This is a genomic window from Streptomyces sp. Je 1-79 (genome assembly GCF_025195125.1).
Classification (GTDB): domain Bacteria; phylum Actinomycetota; class Actinomycetes; order Streptomycetales; family Streptomycetaceae; genus Streptomyces.
In genome coordinates this window covers 1-23,865 of record NZ_JAMGSL010000013.1, presented here as the reverse complement: position 1 = coordinate 23,865, position 23,865 = coordinate 1, and the positions used below count along the sequence as shown (strand labels likewise).

22 protein-coding genes are annotated in these 23,865 nt (G+C 72.4%); 2 read left to right on the top strand and 20 right to left on the bottom strand.

What is annotated here, in order from left to right; genetic code table 11:
• Position 1 precedes the first annotated feature (1 nt).
• Complete coding sequence (locus tag M5362_RS25320; protein ID WP_260230049.1) at positions 2-2,176, bottom strand: hypothetical protein; 2,175 nt, start codon at positions 2,174-2,176, stop codon at positions 2-4.
• Positions 2,176-2,631 carry a hypothetical protein gene (locus M5362_RS25315; RefSeq protein ID WP_260230048.1) on the bottom strand — a complete coding sequence of 152 codons (456 nt, stop codon included), beginning with the start codon at positions 2,629-2,631 and terminating at the stop codon, positions 2,176-2,178. Before M5362_RS25315 ends, M5362_RS25320 begins: the two co-directional genes overlap by 1 nt.
• A gap of 272 nt (positions 2,632-2,903) precedes the next feature.
• Here M5362_RS25315 and M5362_RS25310 point away from each other — a divergent pair, with 272 nt between their 5' ends.
• Together M5362_RS25310 and M5362_RS25305 are read left to right on the top strand one after the other, a co-directional pair.
• Complete coding sequence (locus M5362_RS25310) at positions 2,904-4,535, top strand: penicillin-binding transpeptidase domain-containing protein (protein ID WP_260230047.1); 1,632 nt, start codon at positions 2,904-2,906, stop codon at positions 4,533-4,535.
• Positions 4,536-4,734: 199 nt separating this feature from the next.
• Positions 4,735-5,586, top strand: coding sequence for a DMT family transporter (locus tag M5362_RS25305; RefSeq protein WP_260230046.1), 852 nt, complete (start codon positions 4,735-4,737; stop codon positions 5,584-5,586).
• A 33-nt stretch (positions 5,587-5,619) separates the two neighbouring features.
• On the opposite strand, the gene M5362_RS25300 is transcribed toward M5362_RS25305, so the two are convergent.
• The 18 genes from M5362_RS25300 to M5362_RS25215 all read right to left on the bottom strand — a co-directional run.
• The gene (locus tag M5362_RS25300; RefSeq protein ID WP_260230045.1) at positions 5,620-6,240 is read right to left on the bottom strand and encodes a TetR/AcrR family transcriptional regulator; all 621 of its coding nucleotides are present in this window, start codon (positions 6,238-6,240) and stop codon (positions 5,620-5,622) included.
• 82 nt (positions 6,241-6,322) lie between these two features.
• A complete protein-coding gene (locus M5362_RS25295) occupies positions 6,323-7,789 on the bottom strand; it encodes a multicopper oxidase family protein (protein ID WP_260230044.1) in 1,467 nt (488 codons plus the stop codon).
• Between the two features lie 235 nt (positions 7,790-8,024).
• On the bottom strand, positions 8,025-8,945 hold the full coding sequence (locus M5362_RS25290) for a S9 family peptidase (protein ID WP_260230043.1): 921 nt from the start codon (positions 8,943-8,945) through the stop codon (positions 8,025-8,027).
• A 20-nt stretch (positions 8,946-8,965) separates the two neighbouring features.
• Positions 8,966-9,214: a hypothetical protein gene (locus M5362_RS25285; RefSeq protein WP_260230042.1), complete on the bottom strand. Its 249-nt coding sequence runs from the start codon at positions 9,212-9,214 to the stop codon at positions 8,966-8,968.
• A 71-nt stretch (positions 9,215-9,285) separates the two neighbouring features.
• Positions 9,286-9,555: an acyl-CoA carboxylase epsilon subunit gene (locus tag M5362_RS25280; RefSeq protein ID WP_260230041.1), complete on the bottom strand. Its 270-nt coding sequence runs from the start codon at positions 9,553-9,555 to the stop codon at positions 9,286-9,288.
• Positions 9,552-11,153: an acyl-CoA carboxylase subunit beta gene (locus M5362_RS25275; RefSeq protein WP_260230040.1), complete on the bottom strand. Its 1,602-nt coding sequence runs from the start codon at positions 11,151-11,153 to the stop codon at positions 9,552-9,554. Before M5362_RS25275 ends, M5362_RS25280 begins: the two co-directional genes overlap by 4 nt.
• Positions 11,154-11,158: 5 nt before the next feature.
• Entirely contained in the window at positions 11,159-11,938 is a 780-nt protein-coding gene (locus M5362_RS25270) for a 4'-phosphopantetheinyl transferase superfamily protein (protein ID WP_260230039.1), read from the bottom strand.
• A 53-nt stretch (positions 11,939-11,991) separates the two neighbouring features.
• Complete coding sequence (locus M5362_RS25265; protein ID WP_260230038.1) at positions 11,992-13,464, bottom strand: MFS transporter; 1,473 nt, start codon at positions 13,462-13,464, stop codon at positions 11,992-11,994.
• A gap of 63 nt (positions 13,465-13,527) precedes the next feature.
• Positions 13,528-15,861, bottom strand: a complete 2,334-nt coding sequence (locus M5362_RS33205) for an SDR family oxidoreductase (RefSeq protein WP_308354910.1) — start codon at positions 15,859-15,861, stop codon at positions 13,528-13,530.
• 4 nt (positions 15,862-15,865) lie between these two features.
• A complete protein-coding gene (locus tag M5362_RS25255; protein WP_260230037.1) occupies positions 15,866-16,810 on the bottom strand; it encodes an aromatase/cyclase in 945 nt (314 codons plus the stop codon).
• 25 nt (positions 16,811-16,835) lie between these two features.
• Positions 16,836-17,621 (bottom strand): 3-oxoacyl-ACP reductase FabG, encoded by a 786-nt coding sequence (gene fabG / locus M5362_RS25250; RefSeq protein WP_260230036.1) that lies wholly within the window; start codon positions 17,619-17,621, stop codon positions 16,836-16,838.
• An 84-nt stretch (positions 17,622-17,705) separates the two neighbouring features.
• The gene (locus M5362_RS25245) at positions 17,706-17,981 is read right to left on the bottom strand and encodes an acyl carrier protein (RefSeq protein WP_260230035.1); all 276 of its coding nucleotides are present in this window, start codon (positions 17,979-17,981) and stop codon (positions 17,706-17,708) included.
• Positions 17,982-18,184: 203 nt separating this feature from the next.
• A complete protein-coding gene (locus tag M5362_RS25240; RefSeq protein WP_260230034.1) occupies positions 18,185-19,399 on the bottom strand; it encodes a ketosynthase chain-length factor in 1,215 nt (404 codons plus the stop codon).
• Positions 19,396-20,667, bottom strand: a complete 1,272-nt coding sequence (locus tag M5362_RS25235) for a beta-ketoacyl synthase (protein ID WP_260230033.1) — start codon at positions 20,665-20,667, stop codon at positions 19,396-19,398. Before M5362_RS25235 ends, M5362_RS25240 begins: the two co-directional genes overlap by 4 nt.
• The gene (locus tag M5362_RS25230) at positions 20,664-20,993 is read right to left on the bottom strand and encodes a TcmI family type II polyketide cyclase (RefSeq protein ID WP_260230032.1); all 330 of its coding nucleotides are present in this window, start codon (positions 20,991-20,993) and stop codon (positions 20,664-20,666) included. The genes M5362_RS25235 and M5362_RS25230 overlap by 4 nt, the downstream gene beginning before the upstream one ends.
• Positions 20,994-21,035: 42 nt before the next feature.
• Positions 21,036-22,505 carry an FAD-dependent monooxygenase gene (locus M5362_RS25225; protein WP_260230031.1) on the bottom strand — a complete coding sequence of 490 codons (1,470 nt, stop codon included), beginning with the start codon at positions 22,503-22,505 and terminating at the stop codon, positions 21,036-21,038.
• Between the two features lie 35 nt (positions 22,506-22,540).
• Positions 22,541-23,518, bottom strand: a complete 978-nt coding sequence (locus M5362_RS25220; protein WP_260230030.1) for a hypothetical protein — start codon at positions 23,516-23,518, stop codon at positions 22,541-22,543.
• Between the two features lie 6 nt (positions 23,519-23,524).
• Positions 23,525-23,865, bottom strand: a 341-nt coding sequence (locus tag M5362_RS25215; protein WP_260230029.1) for a biotin/lipoyl-containing protein, incomplete at its 5' end; no start/stop codon positions are given.

The following is a 23,865-nucleotide window of genomic DNA, read 5'->3' as shown; positions in this document are numbered from 1 at the left end:
CTCACGCAGCCGGCCGGGCGCGGATGTCTTCCATCATGGAATCGCTGTCGGTCCAGCCCTGTTCGAGGGCCACACGGACCAGTTCCTTCGCCTCGTGGTCCGTCAGTTCCTTGGAACCGTGGGTGCTGATGGACTCGCCGACGCTGTTCTGGGTCTGCGCCTTGGCCGACTCCATGGTGTCGTTCAGCGTTCCGCCGGAGGCGTAGAGGGACCTGTCCAGCGCTCCCTGTGCCTCCTGGCCCTTCAGGAGGGTGTCCACGGCGATGCCGGCGACTCCGCCGAAGAACCCGCTGGCCGCGGCGCCCGTCATCGCGGCGCCCGGGCCCATGGGCACCAGGGCAACGCTGCCCACGTTCACACCGGCGGCGAGGAAGGCCTTCACCACGTCGCCCTTCGACTTGAGGGCGTCGTTCGTGGCCTTCTCGGCTCCCAGGTCACCGGCGATCTTGGCGTCGGCGACCGAGTGCCCGACGATGCCCTCGATGATTCCGGTGTTGCGCGCGATGGCGTTGATCGGGAGTTCGGACTTGCCGTTGAAGAGATCCGGATTCGCGATGTGCGCCTCCATGGAGCTCGCCGTGTAGATGTTCTCGCCGATGATGATCGCCGCCCGGCCCATGGGGTCCTTGGACACGTCGTACAGGAAGCGCATGGCGTCGGTCTTCTTCAGACCGTCGGGGTCCTGGCTGTTGGTCATGAAGATCGACTCGGATCCACTGCCGGCAATCGACCGGTTGATCTCCGGCATGTAGGCGGCCGCCATGTCGCCGAAACTCTCGCCCGTCTCCTTGTTCACGAGCTTGGTGCCGCTGTCCGGCTGCGCGACGGCGTGCATGACGTCCTGCATGAGGGCGACCTGCTCCCTGCTGTGCGGCCTGATGTCGGTCGCCTTCTCGCCGTCGCCGTAGCCCGTCACGGCCGCTTCGAGGGCGTGCGCCACCGCACCGTCACGGTCGGTGTACCGCATGCTCTCCACCACGTGCTCGAAGACCTTCTTGTCGCCGAAGGTGTCCAGCGCCGCCTCGGGGTTGTGCGACAGGGCCTTCATGAAGCCGGTCACCGGGTCGCGGCCGTCGTCGTCCCCGAAGACGAGGTCCGTGATGTTCCCGTCCTTCCAGAGGTCGTTGGTGCCCATGCCCGCGCTGCCGGCCGGCGCCATGTCCATCTTCAGGAGCTGCTTGCCGTAGGCGTCGAGGAACTCGGCGTCGTACTTGCCGTGGTGCATCAGGCTGCTCATGACCTGGTAGCCCATGGCGCCGTAGGGCCGCAGCGGATCCGCGGAGTTGGCCCGGAAGGCCGTGGTCGACTCGTCGAGGACCTTCTTCTTCCACTCCGTCATGCCGTCCGAGTCGGAGAGCGTGGCGGTGGCGAGCGTCGTGCTCAGGTCCCTCTGGAGGCTCTGGAGCTGCTTGAGCTCCTCGCCCCGCGCGCCCGCGTGGAGCTCGGCGAGGTCGTTCCAGAACTGGAGGGTCTCCTTGCCCCCCAGCTTGGAGGCGAACTGGGCGGCGAAGAGCTCGTCGTCCTTGTACTTGGCCATGGTCCGCTGGAACTCGGCGAGTTCCTCGGGCGACATCTTCTTCGCGTCCTTCGCCAGGTTCGCCATGGCGTCCGCCTTCTGCAGCGCGTCGGCGGCGGAGTCGCGGTCGGCGTGCTTGGCGCCGGAGAAGCCGTAGTCGGCCTGTTCGGCTATCGCCTTCAGGGCACGGGCGGCGGTGGAGTCGCTCGTCGTGGCCTGGCCGAGGAGAACCTGGATCCTGTCCCTGAGGGCCTCGGCCTTCTCCTTGGTGCCGGGAGGTTCGGGGTGCATGGCCGAGACGACGCGGAAGCCGCCGCCCTGCTCCCCGTAGACCGAGAGCTTGTCCTTGTCGAAGCCGTCGTCCAGGGCCTGCTTGAGCTTGTCCCGGAACCCGACGAGCTCGTCGTGGGTGTCCTTGAGGATGTTGTGGATCGACGTCGCCTGGGTGAGGGCGTCCGAGAACTCACCGGCCGTCTTGGAGATGAACTCGCGCGAGACGGTGGCGTTGACACCGGCCCAGTTGGCCTTGTCCGCCTTGGCCTTCATGTCGTCGCTCGCCCGCTTCTGAAGACCCGTCAGGCTCTTGACGACGGTGCCCCAGTCGGTGATCGCGGCGCTCAGCAACGCGAAGTTGGCGTGGCGCAGTGCTTCGAGGTCCATCAGCGGTTCGTCCCCTCGTCAAAACCCTTGTCGAGGGTGGCGATGCTGCTCACGGTCGACGCGATGTACTGATCGTCGCCCGCGTGGACCTTCTTCGTGAAGTCCATGTGGTTGGAGATGTGGGCGCAGGCGTCGAGCAGGCTGGTCAGCGACTTCTCCCACCGGTCCTGGACCGTGTGCAGGGCGGCCCCGAGCTCGAACTCCTGCGTGGTGAGGTCCTTGGCCGCGTTCTGACTGCTGGACCAGGCGTTACGGCCCTCGCGTCCGAGGTCGTTGAAGAGCTTGAACGCGCTGTCGCCGACCGCGGCCAGGTCCTGCTGGTCGGCCTTGAGGTCGCCCGCCTCGCCGGCGCCACTGCCACCGGTCCGGTCGCTCGGCACCTCGTTCAGTTGCATTCGCGCAGAACTCTGACTGCCGGCATCGGCCTTCAGCTGCTCCCATTCATCCCACGGCATCGTGGTGGACTCCTTCCCCCGTACGGACAAGCAAGAGATCGACGTTCCGCTCGGGAGGACCGCGAACCGTCCCGGACACGTCAAAGGTCGACCCTACACAAGCAATTGGAACGGACGAGCGAGCGGTACGAGGCCCCTGGACGCAGGCGCGTGCCGGTGCCGGAACCGCCCTGTGGCGGGGTCGGTGCACATGCGAATGCGGTCGACACCGGGGCGGGGGCGCTGGTTGACTGAGCGAACTTCTGGGGCTTCTGGGGAGGGGAACCACAAGGATGCGCAGTGGAGCGAAGGTCGCGATCGTCGGCGGAGTCTTCGTCGTCGTGGCGGGCGGGGTCGCCTACGGGGGCTACAACCTCGTGCAGGGGGTCACGGGGGGCTCGGACGTGAGCACCCGTTCCGCCGCGGACGGGAAGCGGTCCGGGCCGGTCACCGAGGACGAGGTCACCCGGACCGCCGGGGACTTCCTGGCCGCGTGGGCCGCGGGCGAGTCCGACCGGGCCGCCCAGCTGACCAACAACCCCGTCGAGGCCGGGCCGGTCGTGCTCGGCTACAAGGAGGGTGCGAAGGTCTCCGCGGCCGAGATCACGCCGGGTACGCCCGCCGGCGCGACGGTGCCCTTCACGGTGAAGGCCACGGTGACGTACGAGGGGCGGTCGAAGCCCTGGACGTACACCTCGGAGCTGACGGTGGTGCGCGGGCTGTCCACCGGGCGGCCGCTCGTCGACTGGAAGCCGGCCGTCATCCACCCGAAGCTCACCAAGGACGGGACCCTGCGCACCGGCGCGGCGAAGTCCGGCGGCATCAAGGCCGTCGACCGCAAGGGCGCCGAGCTGACGAAGGAGAAGTACCCCTCGCTCGGGCCGGTCCTGGACCAGCTGCTCGCCCGGTACGCGACGCAGAGCGGCGGCGAGCCGGGCGTAGAGACCTGGATCGAGTCCGGTACGGAGGGGGTGCCGGACACCACGCTCGTCACCCATGTGAAGGGCCGGCCGGGAACGCTGCGGACGACCATCGACGCGACCGTCCAGGCGGCGGCCGAGCGGGCGGTGAAGCAGTACGGCCAGGCGTCGGTGGTGGCGGTCAAGCCGACCACGGGCGAGATACGGGCGGTCGCCAACAGCCCGTCGGGCGGCTTCAACACGGCGTTCGAGGGCAAGCAGGCGCCGGGCTCGACCCTGAAGATCGTCACGGCGGCGATGCTCCTGGAGAAGGGGCTCGTGACCGCGGACGGGATCGCCCCCTGTCCCAAGGAGGTCCGGTACTACACCCGTACCTTCCACAACCTCGAACACTTCGCGCTCGGCGACGTGCCGTTCTCCCGGAGCTTCGCCAAGTCCTGCAACACCGCCTTCATCAAGCTGATCAACGAGGTGGACGACGACTCCGCGCTCGGCAAGGAGGCCCGGGACGTCTTCGGGATCGGCCTCGACTGGAAGACGGGCGTCCAGTCCGTCGACGGGTCCGTCCCCCCGGCGGTGGAGGGCGAGGCGGCGGCGCAGTACATCGGGCAGGGAACGGTCCAGATGAACGCGCTCAACATCGCCTCGATCACCGCCACCGCGAAGACCGGGACCTTCAAGCAGCCCTTCCTGGTCGACCGGAAGCTCGACGGGCGGACCTTCGCCGAGGCGTCGCGGTCCCTGCCCGACCCGGTCTCCCGTCAGCTGCGGGCGATGATGCGGGCGACGGCAACCGGGGACGGCACGGGGGCGAAGGCGATGGCCTCGGTCGGCGGGGACAAGGGCGCGAAGACGGGCTCGGCGGAGGTCGACAACCAGGCCACCTCCAACAGCTGGTTCGCCGGCTACTCCGACGACCTCGCGTCGGCGGCCGTCGTGGAGGAGGGCGGCCACGGCGGGGACTCGGCGGGCAGGGTCGTGGCGAGCGTGCTGCGCGCGGGGTGATCAGGGCGGTGAGCCCGGCGCGCGGCCGCCGGGGCGGCTCCGCCTCGCGCGGGTGACCGGCCCCCGGTCGCGCGCGACCGCAACACAGTCGCGTGGCCCCTACACGGAACGCTAGCGTGCGGGGCATGACCTCTCCCGCATCCCCCGCCCACCCCCGATTCGCCGCGGCCCCGGTCGACGTCCGTGAGCGGCGGACCGCGTGACGCCGCTGGTGGTCGCGGCGGTCCTGCTCGCCGCCGTGACGCACGCCTCCTGGAATGCGATGGCCCACACCGTCCGCGACCAGCTGCTCTCCTTCACCCTGATATCCGGCGGCGGGGCGCTGATCGGCTGCGCCATGGCCGTCTTCGTACCGCTGCCGGCGGCCGGGGCGTGGCCGTATCTGCTCGCCTCCGCCGTCCTGCACGTCGGCTACATGGTCCTGCTCATGCGGTCGTTCACGCTGGGAGACTTCGGACAGATGTACCCGATCGCCCGCGGTACGGCGCCGCTGGCGGTGACCCTCCTCGCGGCGGTCTTCGTCGACGAGATCCCCGACGCCCGGCAGCTCACCGGTGTCGCGGTGGCCTGCGCGGGCCTGACGGGCCTGGCCCTGTGGGGCATCCGGGGCTCGGGCCGGCGACCGGACTGGGCCGCCCTGCTGGCGGCCGGGGCGACCGGACTGGCCATCGCGGGCTACACGGTCGTCGACGGCGTCGGGGTGCGCGCCTCGGGCACCCCGCTCGGCTACATCGCCTGGCTGATGGTCCTGGAGGGCGTGGCCATCCCCGCGTACGCCCTGTGGACCCGCCGCGCCGGCCTGCTCCCCCAGCTCCGGCCGTACGCCGCCCGGGGCCTGTTCGGCGCGGCCCTGTCGGTCGCCGCCTACGGCCTGGTCCTGTGGGCCCAGACCCGGGCGCCGCTCGCCCCGATCGCGGCGCTGCGGGAGTCCTCGATCATCGTGGGTGCGGCGATCGGCGCGCTGTTCTTCAAGGAGCGCTTCGGAGGGCCGAGGATGGCGGCCGCGGGGCTGATGGTGGTCGGCATCGGACTGATGCTGACCACGTCGTGAACTCCCCCCTACGGCTACGGCGGTGGCGCGGGCTCAGGCGAGCGAGTGGGCCAGGGTGCGGGCCAGGTTCGCGGTGAAGTCCTCCTCGTCGCGGACCGCCCCGGCGGCGGAGCCCCACTGCCGCTGGAGGACCCACTGGAAGCAGGCCCCTGCCAGGATCGTCGCCGCCACCGCCAGGTCGGCGTCGGACCGGACGCGCCCGGCCTCGCGCCACCGCTCCAGCGTGGCGACGAGCGCGGGGGGCGGCTCGTGCCTCGCGCCGTAGGGGGGCGGCGGGTCCACACCGCACGCGGCGAGCAGGGAGGGGTCCGCGAGCAGCGGGCAGAGCAGCGGTACGGCGGCCTCGTAGTACCGGATGGTCCGGTACGCCAGGTCGTGGCACCCCTGCTCGGTGCTCTGGGTGTCGAGGTCGCGGGCGGGACCCGCGTACACGGCGGAGTGCAGCGCGGAGAGGCGTTCGCGGAGCAGGCAGACGAGCAGCTCGTCCTTGCTCGCGAAGTGCTGGTAGAGCATCGCCTCGGAGTGCCGGGCCTCCCTGGCGAGTGCTTTGGTGGTCACGCCGGCCAGCCCCGCGGTGCGGACCAGCTTCTCCGCGGCGTCCAGCAGCCGCCGACGGGTCGGGGAGGCTCCCCGTTCGACTGAGCGAGTGGGCATTTACTCACCCTTCGGGAAAAAAGAAAGGCCCGCGTCCCGGGTGGGGACGCGGGCCGGTCGGCTCGGGGGTTCGTCCGAGGCGTCAGACGATCTTCATCGTCGCCATCATGCCCATCGCCGAGTGGTCGAGCATGTGGCAGTGGTAGACGTACGCGCCGCGGTAACTGTCGAACGTGGCCTGGAGTTTCACGGTCTCGCCGGGCAGCAGGTTGACGGTGTCCTTCAGCCCCATGTCCGCCGGGTTCGGGTCCTTGCCGTTGCGCTCCACCACCCGGAACTGCACCAGGTGCATATGGAAGTTGTGCGGTGCCGGGCCGGCGTTGAAGACGGTCCATATCTCGCTGGCGCCGTGGCGCACCCAGGCGTCGACGCGCTCGTGGTCGTAGACCTTGTCGTCCATGAAGGCCTTCGGCGGCTGCATGGACATCTTGATCGTGCGCTCGCCGGTCGGCTGCGGCAGCGGCCGCAGGGGCCGCAGGAAGCGCGGGACGGCGCTGTTGTCGTACGCGCGGCGGTCGACCTCGAAGCGGAGCACCTGGCCGATCTGGTCGGCGGGTCCGGGCGGCGCGGTGTTCTCCAGGACGATCTTCGTCCCGACGGGGTAGCGGGAGAAGTCGATGACGACGTCGGCCCGTTCACCGGCGGAGAGGAAGATGCTCTCGGTGGTGTGCGGGCGGGGCAGCAGACCGCCGTCCGTGCCGATCTGGACGATCTCCGAGCCGTCGGCGAGCCGCAGGTTGAACGCCCGCATGTTGGCGGAGTTCAGCAGCCGGAAGCGGTACTTGCGCGCGGCGACCTTGAAGTGCGGGTAGGCCTTGCCGTTGGCGAGGATCGTCGTCCGCGCCTGGTCGCCCATGGCGTAGACGAACTGTCCCTCGGCGTCGAAGCGCGCGTCACGGATGGCGATGGGGACGTCGTACGCGCCGGTGGGCAGCGGGAGCATCCGCTCGAGGGCATCGGTGAGCAGGTACGAGCCGGCCAGGCCCCGGTAGACGTGCTCGGACTCCATGTGGTGCGCGTGGTCGTGGTACCAGAGCGAGGCGTGCGGCTGCCGGTTCGGGTACACGTAGGTGCGGCTGTCGCCGGGCGCGATGGTGTCCATCGGGGCGCCGTCGCTGGAGACCGGGACCGACGCGCCGTGCAGGTGGACGGAGGTCGGCATGGTCAGCCGGTTGCGCTGGCGGACGACCACGGGACGCCGGGAGCGCGCCTTGAGGGTGGGGCCGGGGAAACTGCCGTTGTACGTCAGCACGTCGGTCCGGATGCCGGGGAGGATCTCGGTCGTGCCCGGGCGCATCGTGATGTCGTACACGTCCCGGCCTCCCCTGGTCGAGACCGGGGCGAGGACCGGCGGCACGGGCATGGCGAGACGGAAGCGGTCGATCGTGTCGGCCGCCGCCGCGTTCTTGGCCTGCCCCGTCGTCGCGGTGCCCGTCGGGTCGACGTCTGCGGGGCGGCCGGCCAGCAGGGGGGTGAGCGCGGCGCCGGTGACCAGCGTCGATCCCACCGCTGCCAGGCCCGCGCCGATGGCAGTGCGTCGGGTGACCATGGATGTCCTCCTGAAAGTGGGCAGGGGAAGCCACGGTGCCGGAGCTTCCACTGGGGGGCAGACCCGTGCAGCCGTCGCCGTGGGCGAACGCCGGAGAGGGGAGGCTGCGAGCGGGTGCGAGACGGTCGGGGAGAATCCGGGGGCTCGACTCGTGAAGGAGGCCGCACCGGGAAGAAGACACACCTGTGCCGTCCCGAAAAGCGTGACAGAGCGAGTTCGACGCGTCAAATGCCGTTCATATACGGCCAGTTGACGTGGCCGAAACCGAACGCCCGGTCACCTTGGCCTCCTTGGCGGCGAGGCACTCCTCCAGGAACGCCAGCACCCGCAGGTGGTAGGCGCGCGCCGACCAGCCGAGGCTGATGTTGTGCCCCGCGTCCGGCAGCCGGTCGACCGTGTGCGGCGCGGCGAGCGGGCGGGTCAGTTCGTCGATGGCCGCCTCGTCGTGGTGCCACCAGGCCTCGTGCTCGGCGAAGGTGAGCCGGACGGGCAGCCGGAGACGGGCGGCGATCCGGCGGTAGCGCTCGGGCCAGCTCCGCCACTCCTGCCGCTCCCGGGCCGGCACCGGCGAGACGACGGTCGCGCTGGACCGGAAGGTGCCGGGCGGATAGAGGCGCAGCGGGCCCCAGTTCAGCATGTGGTTCGTACGGCCCGGGGCACCGATGTGCCGGGCCGCCTCGGCGACGTACCGGCTTCCGCAGCCCGAGACGTCGAGCCCGATCAGCTCGCCCGCGGGCCAGTCGGCGGCCATCGTGAGCGCCACCTTGCCACCGTAGGAGTGCGCCACGAGGAACAGCCCCGCTCCGGTGTCGTGCGTGGCGGCGAAGCCGCGCAGCGCGCCGCGCAGGGTGACGGCCTGTTCGGCCGGGCTCTGTCCCTCCGGAAGCACCGCGGCCGACTCCCCGTAGCCGGGGCGGTCCAGGGCCAGCACCGTGTAGCCGAGGCGGGCCCCGAGGGTGAGCAGGGAGAGGTCCGGGTGAGCCTGGCCGTCGAAGTAGGCGGCGCTCATCCCCCCGCCGTGCAGACACACCACCACCGCGCGCGGGGGGACGTGCCGGGGCTCGATCAGCAGCCCCGACAGGGGGATTCCCGCGTGCTCCAGCGTGATGCGGCGGACGCCGCCGGATGTGGTCGGTGGGCGTGTCGGCACGGTCATGGCCTGTCCCCCTCGTCGTGTCAGTCGATGCCGCGCACGATGTGCGGATCGGCCTCGTCGTTCTCCTCGCCGGCCAGCAGCACGGGCGGCGCGACGGCGGGCCCGGGCGGCGTGGGCGGTACCGCGGGCCGCGCGGGCGGTCCGCTGACCCGCGGCGGCGCGGGCCGCTCCGTGGTCCGTACGGTCGGCGCCGCCGTCAGCGGCACGGGCGGCGCGGTGGCCCCGCCCACCGTCGGTGCGGCGGGCGGGGCGAGTGTCCCTGTGTCCACTGCTTGCTCCCTTCTGTCCGGGTCTCCCTGTCTGTCCGGGGCTCCCTGTCGGCTCTGCCCGGGGCTCCCTGTCAGCGGCGTTCCGCGGGGGCCCGCCTTCCGCGCGGGTCCCGGTGGTGGGGAACGCGTTCCGGGCGCTGCCAGCCGGCGAGCGCCGGTCCCGCGGGTACGGGAACCGCCTGGCCCAGCGCGGCGGCGCGGGCGAGCAGCACGGCGGTGAGGGCGGCGAGCTCGCCCGGTTCCGCGCGGCCCTTGACGACCTTGATGACGAGGGCCTGGTCCTCGGACCGGCCGGCCGGCGCGCCGCCGGTCCGGGCCTCGTCGCCCGGGTCCGCGCTCACTGCGGCGGGTTGCCGTGCTTGCGCGACGGCAGGTCGGCGTGCTTGGCACGCAGCATGGCCAGGGACTTGATGATGATGCGCCGGGTGTCGCGCGGGTCGATGACGTCGTCGACCAGGCCGCGCTCGGCCGCGTAGTAGGGGTGCATGAGCTCCGCCTCGTACTCCTTGATCTTCTGCCGGCGCACCTCGTCGGGGTTCTCGGCGCCCTTGATGTCGCGCCGGAAGATGACGTTGGCCGCGCCCTCCGCGCCCATCACCGCGATCTCGTTGCTCGGCCAGGCCAGCGCGAGGTCCGTGCCGATCGAGCGGGAGTCCATGACGATGTAGGCGCCGCCGTAGGCCTTGCGCAGGACGAGCGAGATGCGCGGCACGGTCGCGTTGCAGTAGGCGTAGAGCAGCTTGGCGCCGCGGCGGATGATGCCGTTGTGCTCCTGGTCGACGCCCGGCAGGAAGCCGGGGACGTCGATCAGGGTCACCAGCGGGATGTTGAACGCGTCGCAGAACTGCACGAAGCGGGCGGCCTTCTCGCTCGCGTCGATGTCGAGCACGCCGGCGTACGAGGAGGGCTGGTTGGCCACGACACCGACGACGTCGCCGCCCATGCGGGCCAGCGCGCAGACGATGTTGGTCGCCCACAGCGGGTGCACCTCGAAGTACTCGCCGTCGTCGACGATCTCCTCGATGACTCCGCGGATGTCGTAGACGGCGCTCGAGTCGTTCGGGACCAGGTCGAGCAGCGCGTCGCAGCGCCGGTCGGCCGGATCACCGCTCGGGACCGTGGGAGGCAGCTCGCGGTTGTTGGCCGGGAGCAGCGCCAGGAGATAGCGGACGTCCTCCATGCAGGAGCGGACGTCGTCGTAGACGAAGTGCGCCACGCCCGAGGTGGCCGCGTGCACGTCCGCGCCGCCCAGGCCGTCCTGGGTGATCTCCTCGCCCGTCACCGCCCGGACCACGTCGGGTCCGGTGATGAACATCTGCGAGATCCCGCGCACCATGAAGACGAAGTCGGTCAGCGCGGGGCTGTACGACGCTCCGCCCGCGCAGGGGCCGAGCATCACCGAGATCTGCGGGATGACGCCGGAGGCCCGGGTGTTGCGCTGGAAGATGCCGCCGTAGCCCGCCAGCGCGCTGACACCCTCCTGGATCCGGGCTCCCGCACCGTCGTTGAGGGAGACCAGGGGCGCGCCGGCCGCGGACGCCATGTCCATCAGCTTGTGGATCTTGGCCGCGTGGGCCTCGCCGAGGGCGCCGCCGAAGATCCGGAAGTCGTGGGCGTAGACGAAGACCGTGCGCCCGAAGACCGTGCCCCAGCCGGTGACCACGCCGTCCGTGTAGGGGCGGTTGGTCTCCAGGCCGAAGCCGGACGCGCGGTGCCGGCGCAGCGGCTCGACCTCGGTGAAGGAGCCCTCGTCGAGGAGCAGGTCGATGCGCTCGCGGGCGGTCAGCTTCCCGCGGGCGTGCTGGCGTTCGGTCGCCATCGGGTCGGGGCCCTGGAGGACCTCTTCCTTGATCAGGCGCAGCTCCTCGAGACGTTCGTCCGTGGTCCAGTCGGACCGGTTGTCGCTGGGGCCGGTCAGGGTCTTCTCCCGTGCCGACATGCGCATCACTCTCCTGACTTGGATTCGTGGTCGGTGCGTGCCGCCCCCGCCCCCAGCCACCGCGTCCGGATCCGGGCGGGCCACTCTCCGCGGAGGGCGACGGCGGCCTGGTGCTCCGGGCCGCACGGGATGTCGATGAAGGTCCAGCCGGGGGGCCGGTGCGTGGGGTCGGCGCCGACGTAGTCGAGGGCCGTACCGCGCGAGAGGCCCGTGCCGAGCGCTTTCAGATACGCCTCCTTCCTCGCCCAGAGCTGGCCGAAGACATGGCGTGGCGGCGGTCGGCGGGCGGTGAGTTCGGCGCGCTCGTCCGGGTGCAGCATCCGGCCGACGTAGCCGACCGTCGCCGCGCCCGGCACCCGCTGCACGTCGACGCCGAGGACGGTGGCGGCGACCGCGAAGAGGGCGAGGCCGTGGCTGTGTCCGAGGGAGAAGTGCAGCGGCGGCCCGTCGTGGGCGAGTGCGGGCCGGCCGTGCGGGCCGCCGCACCCCGGGCAGGGTTCGCGGACGAAGGGCACGTCGGTCGGCGCCACCCGGAGGTAGCCGCCGAGCACCCGGCGCAGCGCCAGGTGCGCGGCCGCGTAGAGGGCGGCGTCGCGCGGCCGCCGGAAGCCGGCCGCGCGCTCCCGTTCGCGGGCGCTCAGTTCGGGTGCCGCCAGCAGCCCGGCCAGGGCCTCGGGTTCCGGCCCGCGCACCAGCCACAGGTCGAGGTGGTCCGGTGCCATGACGAGGCGGACGGGCGGTGTGTACGGGAGGTGGGCGGCGTCGTCGGTGGGTGGAGCCGTCATACGGCCCCGGGGCGCTCGCCCCGCGGCGGCGGCGTCGTCGGTGGGTGGAGCCGTCATACGGCCCCGGGCCGGTCGCCCCGTGTGGCGAGCACGCCCGCCACGCCGGTGAGCAGGCCGGCCGCTCCGATGACGGCGACCAGGACGAGGGCGGGCCGGCAGGCGGCCAGTACCTCCGCCGGCGGGGCGCCCGCGGCAGGCCGGCCGGCGGTGAGCAGCGCGGCGACCACGGCCGGTACGACCGCGGCCGCCGCCTGGACGGCGGTCTGGTAGAGGCCGCTGCCCGTCCCCCGTTCCGCCGGAGGCAGTCCGGAGGTCGCCTGCATGTTCAGCGCGGCGAAGGAGAGCACGAACCCGGCCCCGACCAGCAGCATCGTCGGCAGCACCGCGGAGCCGTAGGACAGCGGCCAGGTCTGGCCCAGGAGGAGCAGATAGCCGGCCAGGGGGAAGAGCGCGCCCACGGCGATGAGCCGGGGGGCGCCGAAGGCGGCGACGAGGCGCCCGGACAGCAGCGCGGTCACCGCGAGCGGGAGGGCGGCCGGCAGGAAGGCCAGCGCCGTCCGCAGCGGGGACCAGCCGTGCAGGGTCTGCAGTTGGTACGTGAGGACCAGCAGCAGGCCCAGGTACGAGCCGTTGAGGCACGCGGCCCCGAGCGCCGAGCGGGCCAGCGCGCCCCGGAAGGCGGAGAAGCGCACGAGGGGCTGCGGGGAGCGGCGTTCGACCAGCGCGAAGGCCGCGAAGAGCAGTGCGGCCAGGACGAGCAGCCCGCCCGAGCGCGGATCGTCCCACCCGTGCGACGGTACGGAGACGATGCCGGCGACCAGGGCGAGCAGCCCGCCCGCGAAGGTGGCGGCCCCGGCCACGTCGTACCGCCGGGGCTCCCCGCCGGGTGGCGGTCCGCCGCCGTCCGGACCGGGTCCCGGGATGAGCCGGAGCCCGCAGAGGAAGAGCACGAGCACGACGGGGGCCGGGAAGGCGAGGGTCAGCCGCCAGTCGACCGCCGTCAGCGCTCCGGACAGCAGCAGCCCGGCCGTGAAGCCGCTCGCGCCGAAGAGCGTGTACACGGAGAGCGCCCGGTCCCTGGCCGGGCCCGCCGGGAACTCGGTGGAGATGATGGCGAGCCCGGTCGGCGCGGTGAGCGCGGCGCAGAACCCCTTGATCACCCGGGTGGCCATCAGCAGCGTGGGGTCGGCGGCCAGGGCTCCGGCCACCGACGCCGCCGCGAAGCCGAGCAGTGCGGCGAGGTAGACGCGCCGCCGGCCGAGCAGCGCGACGACCCGGCCGCCGAAGAGCATCAGCCCGCCGAAACCGATGGCGAAGCCGGTCATCGTCCACTGCGCCGAGGTGAGCGGCAGACCGAGGTCCGCGCCGATCGACGGGAGGGCGACGACGACCACCGACACTTCGAGGGCGTCGATGAGCATGTTGCCGGCGAGGACGAAGAGCAGTCCCCAGAGGCGGAGCGTCCAGGTCCCGGCCGGCACCGGCAGCGGCGCCGCCGTCCGTGACGGGGAAGTCGAACTGGGCACGGTCCTCCTTCACTTCGAGGCGGGCGGAGCCGGTACGGCCGGGCGGCGCGCGCCCTCGTACGCTCAGCCGAGGAGCGTGCCGCCGGTCGCGTCGATGAACGCGCCGGTGATCCAGCGGGCGTCGTCGGAGGCGAGGAAGGCCACCACGTCGGCGACGTCGTTCGGTTCGCCGACCCGGTTGAAGGCCGAGAGCGCGGCCATCTGCTCGACGGCCTCGGGGATGTCGAAGACGGGGCTGCCGTTGCGCGTGATGCCGGGCGCCACGCTGTTGACGGTGATGTTGCGCGGCCCGAGGTGCTTGGCGAAGTGCAGCGCGAGCATCTCCACGGCGCCCTTGGTCATGGCGTAGGCGATCTCGTCCGGGTTGGCGAAGCGCGTGAGGCCCGAGGAGATGTTGATGATCCGCCCGCCGTCGGGCATGTTCGTCAGGGCCCGCTGGATGATGAAGAACGGCGCCTTGGCGTTGACCGCGACGAGCCGGTCGAACTTCTCGGGGGTGGTGTCCTCCGGCTTCAGTCCGCCCATCACACCGGCGTTGTTCACGACGATGTTCAGCTCCGTCGAACCGGTGCGGTCCTTCAGCCCCTCCTCCAGGCCGAGGAACAGCTCGTGGACGTCGCCCGGCACGCCGAGCTCGGCCCGGACGGCGAAGGCCCGGCCGCCGTCCTTCTCGATACGGGCGACGACCTCGTCGGCCGCCTCCTTGCTCGTCGAGTAGTGCACGGCGACGAGCGCGCCCTCGCGGGCCAGGCGCTCGGCGGTCGCCCGGCCCATTCCGCGGCTGGCGCCGGTGACGAGTGCCGTCTTGCCGGTCAGGTTGCCCATGGTCCCTCTCCTGCTGTGATGAAGGTCGTGTGTGGTGGTGTGCCAGGCGCCCCGCCGCCCCTGCCGGACGCCCGACGCCTGCCAGGCGCCCTCCCGGGCGTGGGGGGCGGCGTCGCCGAACCAGCGGCCGAGCGCGGCCCGCAGGCCCTGCTCGTCGGAACCGGCCCAGGCGACGTACCCGTCGGGGCGCACCAGGACGGCGGCCGCGTCGCCCCACGGCGCCCCGGCCGGGGCGCCGGCGGTGACGACGTCCACGGCGCCGGACCAGCGCGCGGCCGCCTCGCGCAGTTCCTCACCGGGCGCCGCCCGCCCGGGTGCCGGGACGAGCAGGACCCCGCGGCCGCCGCGCAGCAGCGCGGACGTGGACGTGGCCGCGCCGTCGACGGTGAGCGCGGTGTCCGGGAGCCGCGCGCCGGTCAGGTCGTGCGGGTGACCGGAGCCGTAACGGATGGACAGTCCGCTGATCGCACCGGCGAGGTGGCGCCGTACGGGCTCGTACGCGATCAGCTCGGCCAGGACGGAGCGCAGCGGCTCCACCTCGGGTCCGCCGAGCAGCAGCCGCGCCTGGGCGCCGATGTCGGCCAGCACCTCGCGGCCCACCGCGTGCCGCTCCTCGTGGTAGCTGTCGAGCAGCTCCTCCGGAGCCCGGCCGAGGACGACCGCGGCCAGCTTCCAGCCGAGGTTGACGGCGTCCTGGAGCCCGAGGTTGAGCGCCTGGCCGCCGATCGGCATCTGCTGGTGGGCGGCGTCGCCGGCGAGCAGCACCCGCCCGTCGCGGTAGCGGGCGGCGAGGCGCGAGGCGTCGCCGAAGGAGTTGACCCAGACCGGCACACCGGCCGTGATGTCCTCCCCGGTGACCGTGCGCCACACCTCGGCGAGCTCGCCGAACTCCGGCTCCCCTGTGCGCGGCACGGCGGCGCGGCCGAACTCGTGGACCATGACCCGGGTGAGCCCGCCGCCGCGTGCCGCGATGGCCAGCCCCCTGTCGAGGCGCTGGAAGCGCCGGTCGGGGATCTCGATGCCGTCGACGTCGGCCCGGATCAGCTCCCGCTCGGCGGAGGTGCCGGGGAAGTCGAATCCGCCCAGCGCCCGCACCGCGCTCTGCTCGCCGTCGCAGCCGACGACATAGCGGGCGGAGAGCCGTACCGGCCCCCGCGGACCGTCCGCCTCGACCTCGACCCGGTCGGCGTGCCGGGTGAGGCCCCGGACGGTGTGGCCGCGGCGCAGCCCGGCGCCCAGGCCGCGCGCCCAGGTGCCGAGCAGCTCCTCGGTCCGCGTCTGCGGGACCTTCCACTGGCCCGCGTACGGGCTGTCGAGCCGCAGGTCGAGCGGGATCCCGCCGAAGTGGCCCATGGGCACGTGCGGCGGGGTCCCGAGGGTGTCGAGCAGCCCCCGCTGGTGCAGCAGCTCCATGGTCCGCGCGTGCAGGGTCGAGGCGCGGGACTCCGTGGTGGGGGTGGACCGCTGCTCCAGGACGACGACGTCCGCGCCGCCGAGCCGGAGCTCGCCGGCGAGCATCAGCCCGACCGGGCCCGCGCCGACGACGATGACATGGGTGTCGACGGCGGCCACGGGATCAGCGCCTGGCTTCGGCGTGGTCCTTGGCGTGGCCGAGCGTCGCGCGGCTGTTGGTGGACAGCGCCGCCCTGACGTACTCCTTGGCCTCCGTGACACCGGCTTCGGGACCGAGGACGGCGGCGATGTTCTCCGGGCGGATGACGACGGTGTGCTGGGAGGAGGCGGCGACGCCGTGCTCGGTCTCCCGGAACGTCCAGTAGCCGGTGTGCAGGCTCATCAGCGCCGGGAGGGTCGTCTGCTTGTACGCGATCTTCTCGTGGGGCAGGCAGACCCGGTACGACTTGGTGGTGTGGACGGAGCCGTCCTTGGCGCGGGTGTCCATCTCCAGCGTCTGCAGCCCCGGCACGTCCTCGGTGAGCCGCACGGTCGCCACGTGCGGCAGCCGCTCGGACCACAGGCCCGCCTCGTTGATGAAGTCGTAGACGTCCTTCGCGGACCCCGCGATCTCCACGGTGTCCTCGAAGGAGAACGTCAGCTCCTGCGAGGAGGCGACGAACTCCAGGTTGTCCTTCAGCGCGGCCAGTTCGGAACGGGAGTTGCGGTCGACGGCCTCGTCGATCCAGGCCAGCTTCTCCGGGTCGTCGTCGATCGCCCGGTAGTCGTGCAGCAGCCGCAGCCGCGACTCGGTCGGGGAGACCGGCTCGACGATCCAGGTGCCGCCCATGTCCGCCACCGGCGGGGTGGTCACCTGCTGACGGAACTCGATGCGCAGCTTCTCCGGGTCGAGGACGCGGCGCGAGGTCCAGTTCTTGGCCTCGCCGTTGGCGGTGGCCCAGATCCGGATCAGCTCCTCGTCGCCGTCGCGTTCCAGGGTGTCGACGTAGATGGACGGCGGGAAGAGACGTGGCCAGTTCTCGACCTCGGCGATGAGCCGGTACACGTCGGCAGCCGAGGCCGCGACCGTGATCTCGTGCTCGACCTCGCGCAGTCCGGTCTGAGACATACTCGTGGCTCCTTGGGTGTGGGGATCAGAAGTTGCCGAGGCCGCCGCAGACGTTGAGCGCCTGCGCCGTGATGGAGGCGGCGGTGTCGGAGGCGAGGTAGCCGACGAGGCCGGCGACTTCCTCGGGGGTCGAGTAGCGGCCGAGCGGGATCTTCGCCTGGAACTTCTCGAGGATCGCCTCCTCGGAGGTGTCGTAGGCCGCCGCGTACCCCTGCCGGACCCGCTGGGCCATCGGCGTCTCCACATAGCCCGGGCAGACCGCGTTGACGGTGATGCCCGTCGGGGCGAGCTCGTTGCCGAGCGCCTTGGTGAAGCCGACGACACCGTGCTTCGAGGCGGAGTACGGCGCGCCGAGCACCACGCCCTGCTTGCCGGCCGTGGAGGCGATGTTGATGATCCGGCCGCGGTCCTTGGTGCGCATGCCGCCGGTGTTGAGCACCGCACTTGTCATCCGGAAGACGCTGTTGAGGTTGGTGTCGATGACGTCGTTCCACAGCTCGGCGTCGATGTCCGCGGTGACGCCGCCGCCGCTGCGGCCCGCGTTGTTGACCAGGACGTCGACCGTGCCGAAGCGGTCGACGGCCGCCCGGACGAACGCCTCCACGCTCTCGGGGGAGCGCACGTCGAGCGGGGCTCCGTCGACGTCGAGGCCCTCTTCCCTCAGCTGCTTGACCGTCGACGTCACGTTCTCCGCGTTGCGCGCGCCGATGAAGACGCGGTGGCCCTGCCCGGCCAGGAGGCGGGCGGCGGCCAGGCCGATGCCGCTCGTGGCTCCGGTGATGAGGGCGACTCGTTGGCTGTGCTGCGACATCTGGATGTTCTCCCTTGGGTGAAGGTGCCCGTCGAGCCCTGGGGCGGCCGCGCCGCACATCGCGGCCGCACCGGATCGGACAGGTCAGGCCGCGACGTCCGCGGCCGTGGCGAGCTGCTCGTTGACGACGGCGATGAGCCGGCCGGGGGTGGTGGCGTCGGTGAGCGCGTCGTCGTCGAGGGTGATGCCGTACTCCCGCTCGATACGGCCGCCGGTCTCGAGCAGCGCCAGGGACTCGTAGCCCAGCGCCTCGAACTCGGTGTCGAGGATGTCGCCGTCGAGGTCGACGCCCTCCTCGGCGCCGGCCCCTTCGAGCAGGATGCGCTTGAGATCGTCGATGGTGAAGGTAGGAGTGCTCACGTCGGTGCCTTTCGTAGGAGGCGCGTCGGCCTCGGTGCTCTGCTGTCGCGGAAGGTCGTGGACCTCGTGGAAGGCCCGCGGAACGCCGCGGAACCTCGTGGAGGGCCCGCGGAACGCCGCGGAAGGTCGTGGAAGGGGAAGCGCCCCTCACCGCCTCGGGGGATGTGGGCGGTGAAGGGCGCGGTCCGGGGCCGGGCCGGTGTCTAGCGGCCGGCTGCCCGCAGGACGACGGCGGAGTTGAAGCCGCCCTGTCCACGGGCCAGTACGAGAGCGGTGCGCAGCTCCGCGGAGCGGGGCCGGCCGACGACCAGGTCCAGCTCGTAGTCGTCCGCCGGTACGACGTGCACGGTGGGCGGGATCACGCCGTCGCCGATGGCGAGCAGCGCGGTGGCCACGTCCAGCGGGCCGGCGCCGGCGTAGAGGCGGCCGGTCATGGTCTTGGGCGCGGTGACGGGCACGCCGCGTGCGCCGAAGACGCCGGTGATCGCCTCCGCCTCGATCCGGTCGAGCTCGGGCAGGCCGGCCGCGTCCGCGAAGACCACGTCCACGTCGTCGGGTGCCAGACCGGCGTCGTCCAGGGCGAGTTCGATGGTGCGGCGCAGCCCCGGGGCACGGTCGCTGCCCGGCCCCGGGTCGAAGGTGGCCGCGTATCCGGCCAGCTCCCCGTACACCTTGGCGCCGCGCCGGCGGGCGGACTCGGCGTCCTCCATGATCAGGATCGCGCCGCCCTCGCCGGGGACGTGCCCGGTGGCGTCGGCGTCGAACGGCAGGTAGGCGCGGGCCGGTTCCTTGCTGGTGCTCATCCGGCCGCCGGCCAGCTGCGCCACCCACCCCCAGGGGCAGATCGCGCCGTCGACGCCGCCCGAGACGATCAGCGGCGTGCCCTTGCGGATCTGCCGGCGGGCCTGGGCGAGCGCGTCGAGGCCGCCGGCCTGGTCGCTCACGACGACGCCGGACGGGCCCTTCAGGTTGTTGCGGATGGAGATCTGGCCGCTGTTGACGGCGTAGAACCAGGCGAAGGACTGGTACGCGCTGACGTACTGGCTGCCCTGGGCCCACAGCTTCTGCAGCTCGCCCTGGCCGAACTCGAACCCGCCCGCGGAGCTGGCGGTGACGACGCCCATGTCGTAGTCGGGCAGCTCCTCGGTCCGCACTCCGGCGTCGGCGAGGGCCCAGTCCGCGGCGACCAGCGCCAGCCGTGTCATGTGGTCGGTCTGCGGCAGCAGCCTGCTGGGCAGGTGCTCCTCGGCACGGAACCCGGGAACCTCGCCGGCCAGTTGGGCCGGGTACTGCGCGGGGTCGAAGCGGGTCACGCGGCCGATGCCGCTCTTGCCCGCGCGGGTCGCGGACCAGTAGTCCTGCGTGCCGAGGCCGTTGGGCGACACCACGCCGAGGCCCGTCACCACCACCGAGGTCATGCCAGGCTCCTTTCGGGTCGGGCCAGCACCATCGCGCTCTGGAATCCGCCGAAGCCGCTGCCGACCGTCAGCACCGTGTTCGTGGTCCATTCGCGCGCCGTCACCGGCACGTAGTCCAGGTCGCACTCCGGGTCCGGGGTGTGCAGATTGGCCGTGGGAGGCACCACGTGGTGCTCCATGGCCAGCGCGGAGGCGGCGATCTCGATCGAGCCGATCGCGCCGAGCGAGTGACCGACCATCGACTTGATGGAGCTCACCGGGGTCCGGTACGCGTGGTCCTTCAGGCTCCGCTTGAACGCCGCGGTCTCGTGCCGGTCGTTCTGCTTGGTGCCCGAGCCGTGCGCGTTGATGTAGTCGACGGCGTCGGGGGCGACCCGCGCCTCGTCGAGCGCGGCCCGGATCGCCTCGGCCATCTCCGCGCCGTCGGGGCGCAGACCGGTCATGTGGTACGCGTTGCTGCGCGTGGCGTAGCCCGCGATCTCGGCGTAGATGTGGGCGCCGCGGCGCCGCGCGGCCCCCAGCTCCTCCAGGACGAAGACGGCCGCGCCCTCGCCGAGGACGAAACCGTTGCGGGTCCCGTCGAAGGGCCGGGAGGCCCGCTCCGGCTCGTCGTGGCGGGAGGTGGTCGCCTTGATGGCGTCGAAGCACGCCATGGTGATCGGCGAGATGGGGGCGTCGGAGGAGCCGGTGACCATGACGTCGGTGCTGCCCTCCCGGATCAGCTCGACGGCGTAGCCCACCGAGTCGATGCCGGAGGTGCAGCCGGTGGACACCACGGTGCTCGGCCCCTCGGCGCCGGCCGCCCAGGCCACCTCGGCCGCGAACGAGCTGGGCACCAGGTAGTTGTAGAGGTGGGGCACCGCGTAGGTGTGGTCCACGCAGTCCAGCCGGCCGCCGTCGCTGACGACCCGGTACTCCTGGTCGAGCCCCATGGTGGCGCCCACGGCGCTGCCGACGGTGACGCCGACGCGGTGGGGGTCGTGGGCGGTCAGGTCGATGCCGCTGTCCGCGAGGGCCTCGCGGGCCGCCACGACGGCGAACTGCGCGGCCCGGTCCATGCGCCGGGTCTCCTGGGGGGTGAGTCCGTGCGCCTCGGCGTCGAAGTCGATCTCCGCCGCGACCCGGGACCGGAACGTCGAGGGGTCGAAGAAGGTGATGCCCCGGGTGGCGGTCCGGCCCTCGCTCAGCAGGTTCCAGAAGTTCCCGGTCCCCACCCCGCCCGGCGCGAGGACGCCGATCCCCGTGATGACGACACGACGCCCGCTCACGCCCGGCCGTCCCAGGTGTAGAAGCGCCGGGCCACCGCGTCGGCGGGCGAGCGCCAGGTGGCGGGGTCGTAGGCCTCGATGAACGGCTTGAGGTCCTGGCTGATCCCGACGAAGCGGGGATCGGTCTTGGCCTGCTCGATCAGCTCGCCGCCGTTGTCGGTGTCGAAGTCCTGCAGATGGAAGTACAGGCCCTTGTACGCGAAGAGCTGGCGGCGCCGCGTCCCCATGAGGTGCGGCATCTCGGTCCTGTCGAACTCGGCGAAGAGGCGGGCCACCTCCGCGTGCGATGCCTCGTCCATCCGGGCGACGATCAGTGTGCTGTGCATGAACTCTCTCCCTGTGAAGGTCCCGGGGGCGTGCGTGCGGGGTCAGACGGCGGGGCCGAACCAGCGCTCCAGCGCCATGGGCAGATCGCCGTGGCTGCCGGGCGCGGCCCAGGCGACGTAGCCGTCGGGGCGGACGAGCACGGCCGTCGTGTCCGCGAGCGTGCTGTTCTCGGCCGGTTCCTGCGGCCGGGCGCTGACCAGGTCGACGCTGCCGCGCCAGAGCGCGGCCCTGCGGCGCAGCTCGGCGTTGTCCGCCAGGTCGAAGAGGACGCCGCGGCCCGCCCGTAGCGCGTCGGTGGTCCGGCGGAGCAGCTTGTGTCCGGTCAGCGCTACGTCCGGCATCCGCCGCCCCAGCAGGGGGTGGCTGCCGCCGTCGAGGTCGTAACGGATCTCCAGACCGCTGACCATGGCCGCGAAGTGGCGGGCGACCTCGGGGTAGACGATGAGCTCGGAGAGGACGTCGCGCAGCGGCTGCACCTCCGCGCCGCTGAGGAACAGCAGGCCTTGGGCCTGGGTGTTCATCAGCAGCCGTCTGCCCACCGGGTGGCGTTCGGCGTGGTACGTGTCGAGGAGCGCCTCGGGGGCGCGTCCGCGCACCACGGCACCGAGCTTCCAGCCGAGGTTGACGGCGTCCTGGATGCTGGTGTTCATGCCCTGGCCGCCGGCCGGCAGGTGGATGTGCGCCGCGTCGCCGGCGAGGAGGACCCGGCCGCGCCGGTACTCGGCGGCCTGGCGGGTGGCGTCGCCGAAGGAGCTGACCCACACGGGCTCGGCGTGGGAGATGTCGTCGCCGGTCAGCCGCTGCCAGGCGGCGGCCACCTCGTCCCAGGTGGGCGGCTTCTCGCGGCGCTGCGGCGGGGTGCCGCGCTCGCAGACGATGAGCCGGGTGATGCCGCCGGGCAGCGGCCCGACCATCACCATGCCGCCCGGCAGGGTCTCGCCGATCATCCGGGGCTCCAGCTTGATGCCCTTCACGTCGGCGAGGAACATCTCCATGGTCGAGGCGGTGCCGGGGAAGTCGAATCCCGCCGCCTTCCGCACGGTGCTGCGGCCGCCGTCGCAGCCCACGAGGTACTCGGCGCGCAGGGTGGCGACCCCGGCGGGGCCGCGCACCTCGACCTCGACGCTGTCCTCCTTGCCGGTGACGGAGAGCACCTCGTGGCCGCGGCGGATGTCCGCGCCGAGCCCGCGGGCCCACTCCTCCAGGACCGTCTCGGTGGCCGACTGGGGGACGGTCTTGGCCGCCTGGTGCGCTCCTTCGAGCACGCCGAAGTCGACCGGAAGGCCACCGAAGTGGCCGACGTTGCTGGTCTCGATGTCGCCGAACCGGGACAGCAGTCCCCGCTGGTCGAAGACCTCCATCGTGCGGGCGGTGAATCCGAGACCACGCGATTCACCGGTCCGCGCGTCCAGTCGCTCCAGGACGATCACGTCGGCGCCCGCCAGCCGCAGCTCGCCGGCGAGCATCATGCCCGCCGGCCCGGCGCCCACGACTATCACTGCCGCGTCCATTGCCTCTCCTCGGTGTCTGTCGTGCCCTTCGGGATTCATCGCAGGATCCGGTCGATCGCCCGGTTCGCGGTGTGGGCCGCGGCCGCGTACCGGTGGTCCGGCGCTTGCTCGCCGTGCCGCACGGCGACCTCGGCCAGCTTGATGGCGTGCTCGTCGCCGATCTCCGCCGCTGTGGCGAAGAGCTCCCTGGCCGGAGGTGTGTCCGGGCGGGGTGCGGGGTGTGCGGAGACGGGCCCCTTGACGAACCAGGACCGCATGGTCCGGGTCGCCTCGGCGGTGGCCAGGTAGGAAGGCCGGTGCTGATCCGACGGCACGTACGCGCACACCAGCCGTACGGCGGCGGGGGTGGTGACGGCGTGGATCAGCGGTACCGGGTGGTGCTGGTGCGCCTCGGTGTAGATGCCCGCGCTCTCGGCGGTCAGGTCGTCGAGTGCGCGTACCGCCGCGGCGGCGTCGTCCGGCCCCCCGGCCGCACGCCCGGTGGCGGCCGCGAAGGCCTCCGCCGCGCCGGGTACGGGTTCGTGGCGCGCGGCCCAGTAGCCCAGTCCGTGCGCCAGTTCGCCCAGTTGGAGCCGGTTGTCCTCGCCGGCCCGGGCGACGGCCCGGACCGCGTGGGCGGTACGGATCACCCCGTGGCCCATCACGGCGAGGACGCCGGGCATCAGCCGGGGCCACCACCGGGCCAGTACGTCACGCCACGGCTCGTCCTCCAACTGCCGTGCGAACAGGGCCGTCCAGTCGCCGACCCGGCCGAAGTCGCCGAGCGCCGACCGCCAGTCGGACGGGTCGTCGGGCGACAGGGCGAACCGGGCGACGGGCGCCTCGTGGTAGTCGCGCGCCCGCACGGTCCGGTCAAGCCATCGGGACACCTCGTCGGTGTACCCCATGTACGCCAGCGCCTCGGCGGCCATGGGGGCGTGGTTCACGAGAGCTCGGCTGCCGTGCTCGTAGCCCAGGGGCCGCAGACGCTCCAGCGCTTCGGTCATCGCGTCGTTGTAGGTCGTGGGTGCCAACGTCCCTCAGTCCTTGATCTCGCAGACGGCGGCGCCCGCGCTGACGGACGCGCCGACCTCGGCGGACAGTCCCTTGACGGTGCCGGTGCGGTGGGCGTTGAGGGGCTGTTCCATCTTCATGGCTTCCAGGACGACGATGAGGTCGCCTTCCTTGACCTCCTGGCCCTCCTCGACGGCGATCTTGACGATCGTTCCCTGCATGGGGGAGGCGAGGGTGTCGCCGGAGGCGGCGGGACCCGAGGTCCGGCCGGCCCGCCGCTTGGGTCTGGCCCCCGCGGCGGCGACCGCCAGGCCGGGGAGGGCCGGCACCGTTCCGAGCCCGGACGGCAGCGAGACCTCCAGGCGTC

Coding starts and splice junctions, on each gene's coding strand:
- M5362_RS25320 (WP_260230049.1), bottom strand. CDS start 2,176: ATGGACCTCGAAGCACTGCGCCACGCCAACTTCGCGTTGCTGAGCGCC.
- M5362_RS25225 (WP_260230031.1), bottom strand. CDS start 22,505: ATGGACGCGGCAGTGATAGTCGTGGGCGCCGGGCCGGCGGGCATGATG.
- M5362_RS25295 (WP_260230044.1), bottom strand. CDS start 7,789: ATGGTCACCCGACGCACTGCCATCGGCGCGGGCCTGGCAGCGGTGGGA.
- fabG (WP_260230036.1), bottom strand. CDS start 17,621: ATGTCGCAGCACAGCCAACGAGTCGCCCTCATCACCGGAGCCACGAGC.
- M5362_RS25275 (WP_260230040.1), bottom strand. CDS start 11,153: ATGTCGGCACGGGAGAAGACCCTGACCGGCCCCAGCGACAACCGGTCC.
- M5362_RS25310 (WP_260230047.1), top strand. CDS start 2,904: ATGCGCAGTGGAGCGAAGGTCGCGATCGTCGGCGGAGTCTTCGTCGTC.
- M5362_RS25230 (WP_260230032.1), bottom strand. CDS start 20,993: ATGCACAGCACACTGATCGTCGCCCGGATGGACGAGGCATCGCACGCG.
- M5362_RS25300 (WP_260230045.1), bottom strand. CDS start 6,240: ATGCCCACTCGCTCAGTCGAACGGGGAGCCTCCCCGACCCGTCGGCGG.
- M5362_RS25270 (WP_260230039.1), bottom strand. CDS start 11,938: ATGACGGCTCCACCCACCGACGACGCCGCCCACCTCCCGTACACACCG.
- M5362_RS25290 (WP_260230043.1), bottom strand. CDS start 8,945: ATGACCGTGCCGACACGCCCACCGACCACATCCGGCGGCGTCCGCCGC.
- M5362_RS25315 (WP_260230048.1), bottom strand. CDS start 2,631: ATGCCGTGGGATGAATGGGAGCAGCTGAAGGCCGATGCCGGCAGTCAG.
- M5362_RS25255 (WP_260230037.1), bottom strand. CDS start 16,810: ATGTCTCAGACCGGACTGCGCGAGGTCGAGCACGAGATCACGGTCGCG.
- M5362_RS25240 (WP_260230034.1), bottom strand. CDS start 19,399: ATGACCTCGGTGGTGGTGACGGGCCTCGGCGTGGTGTCGCCCAACGGC.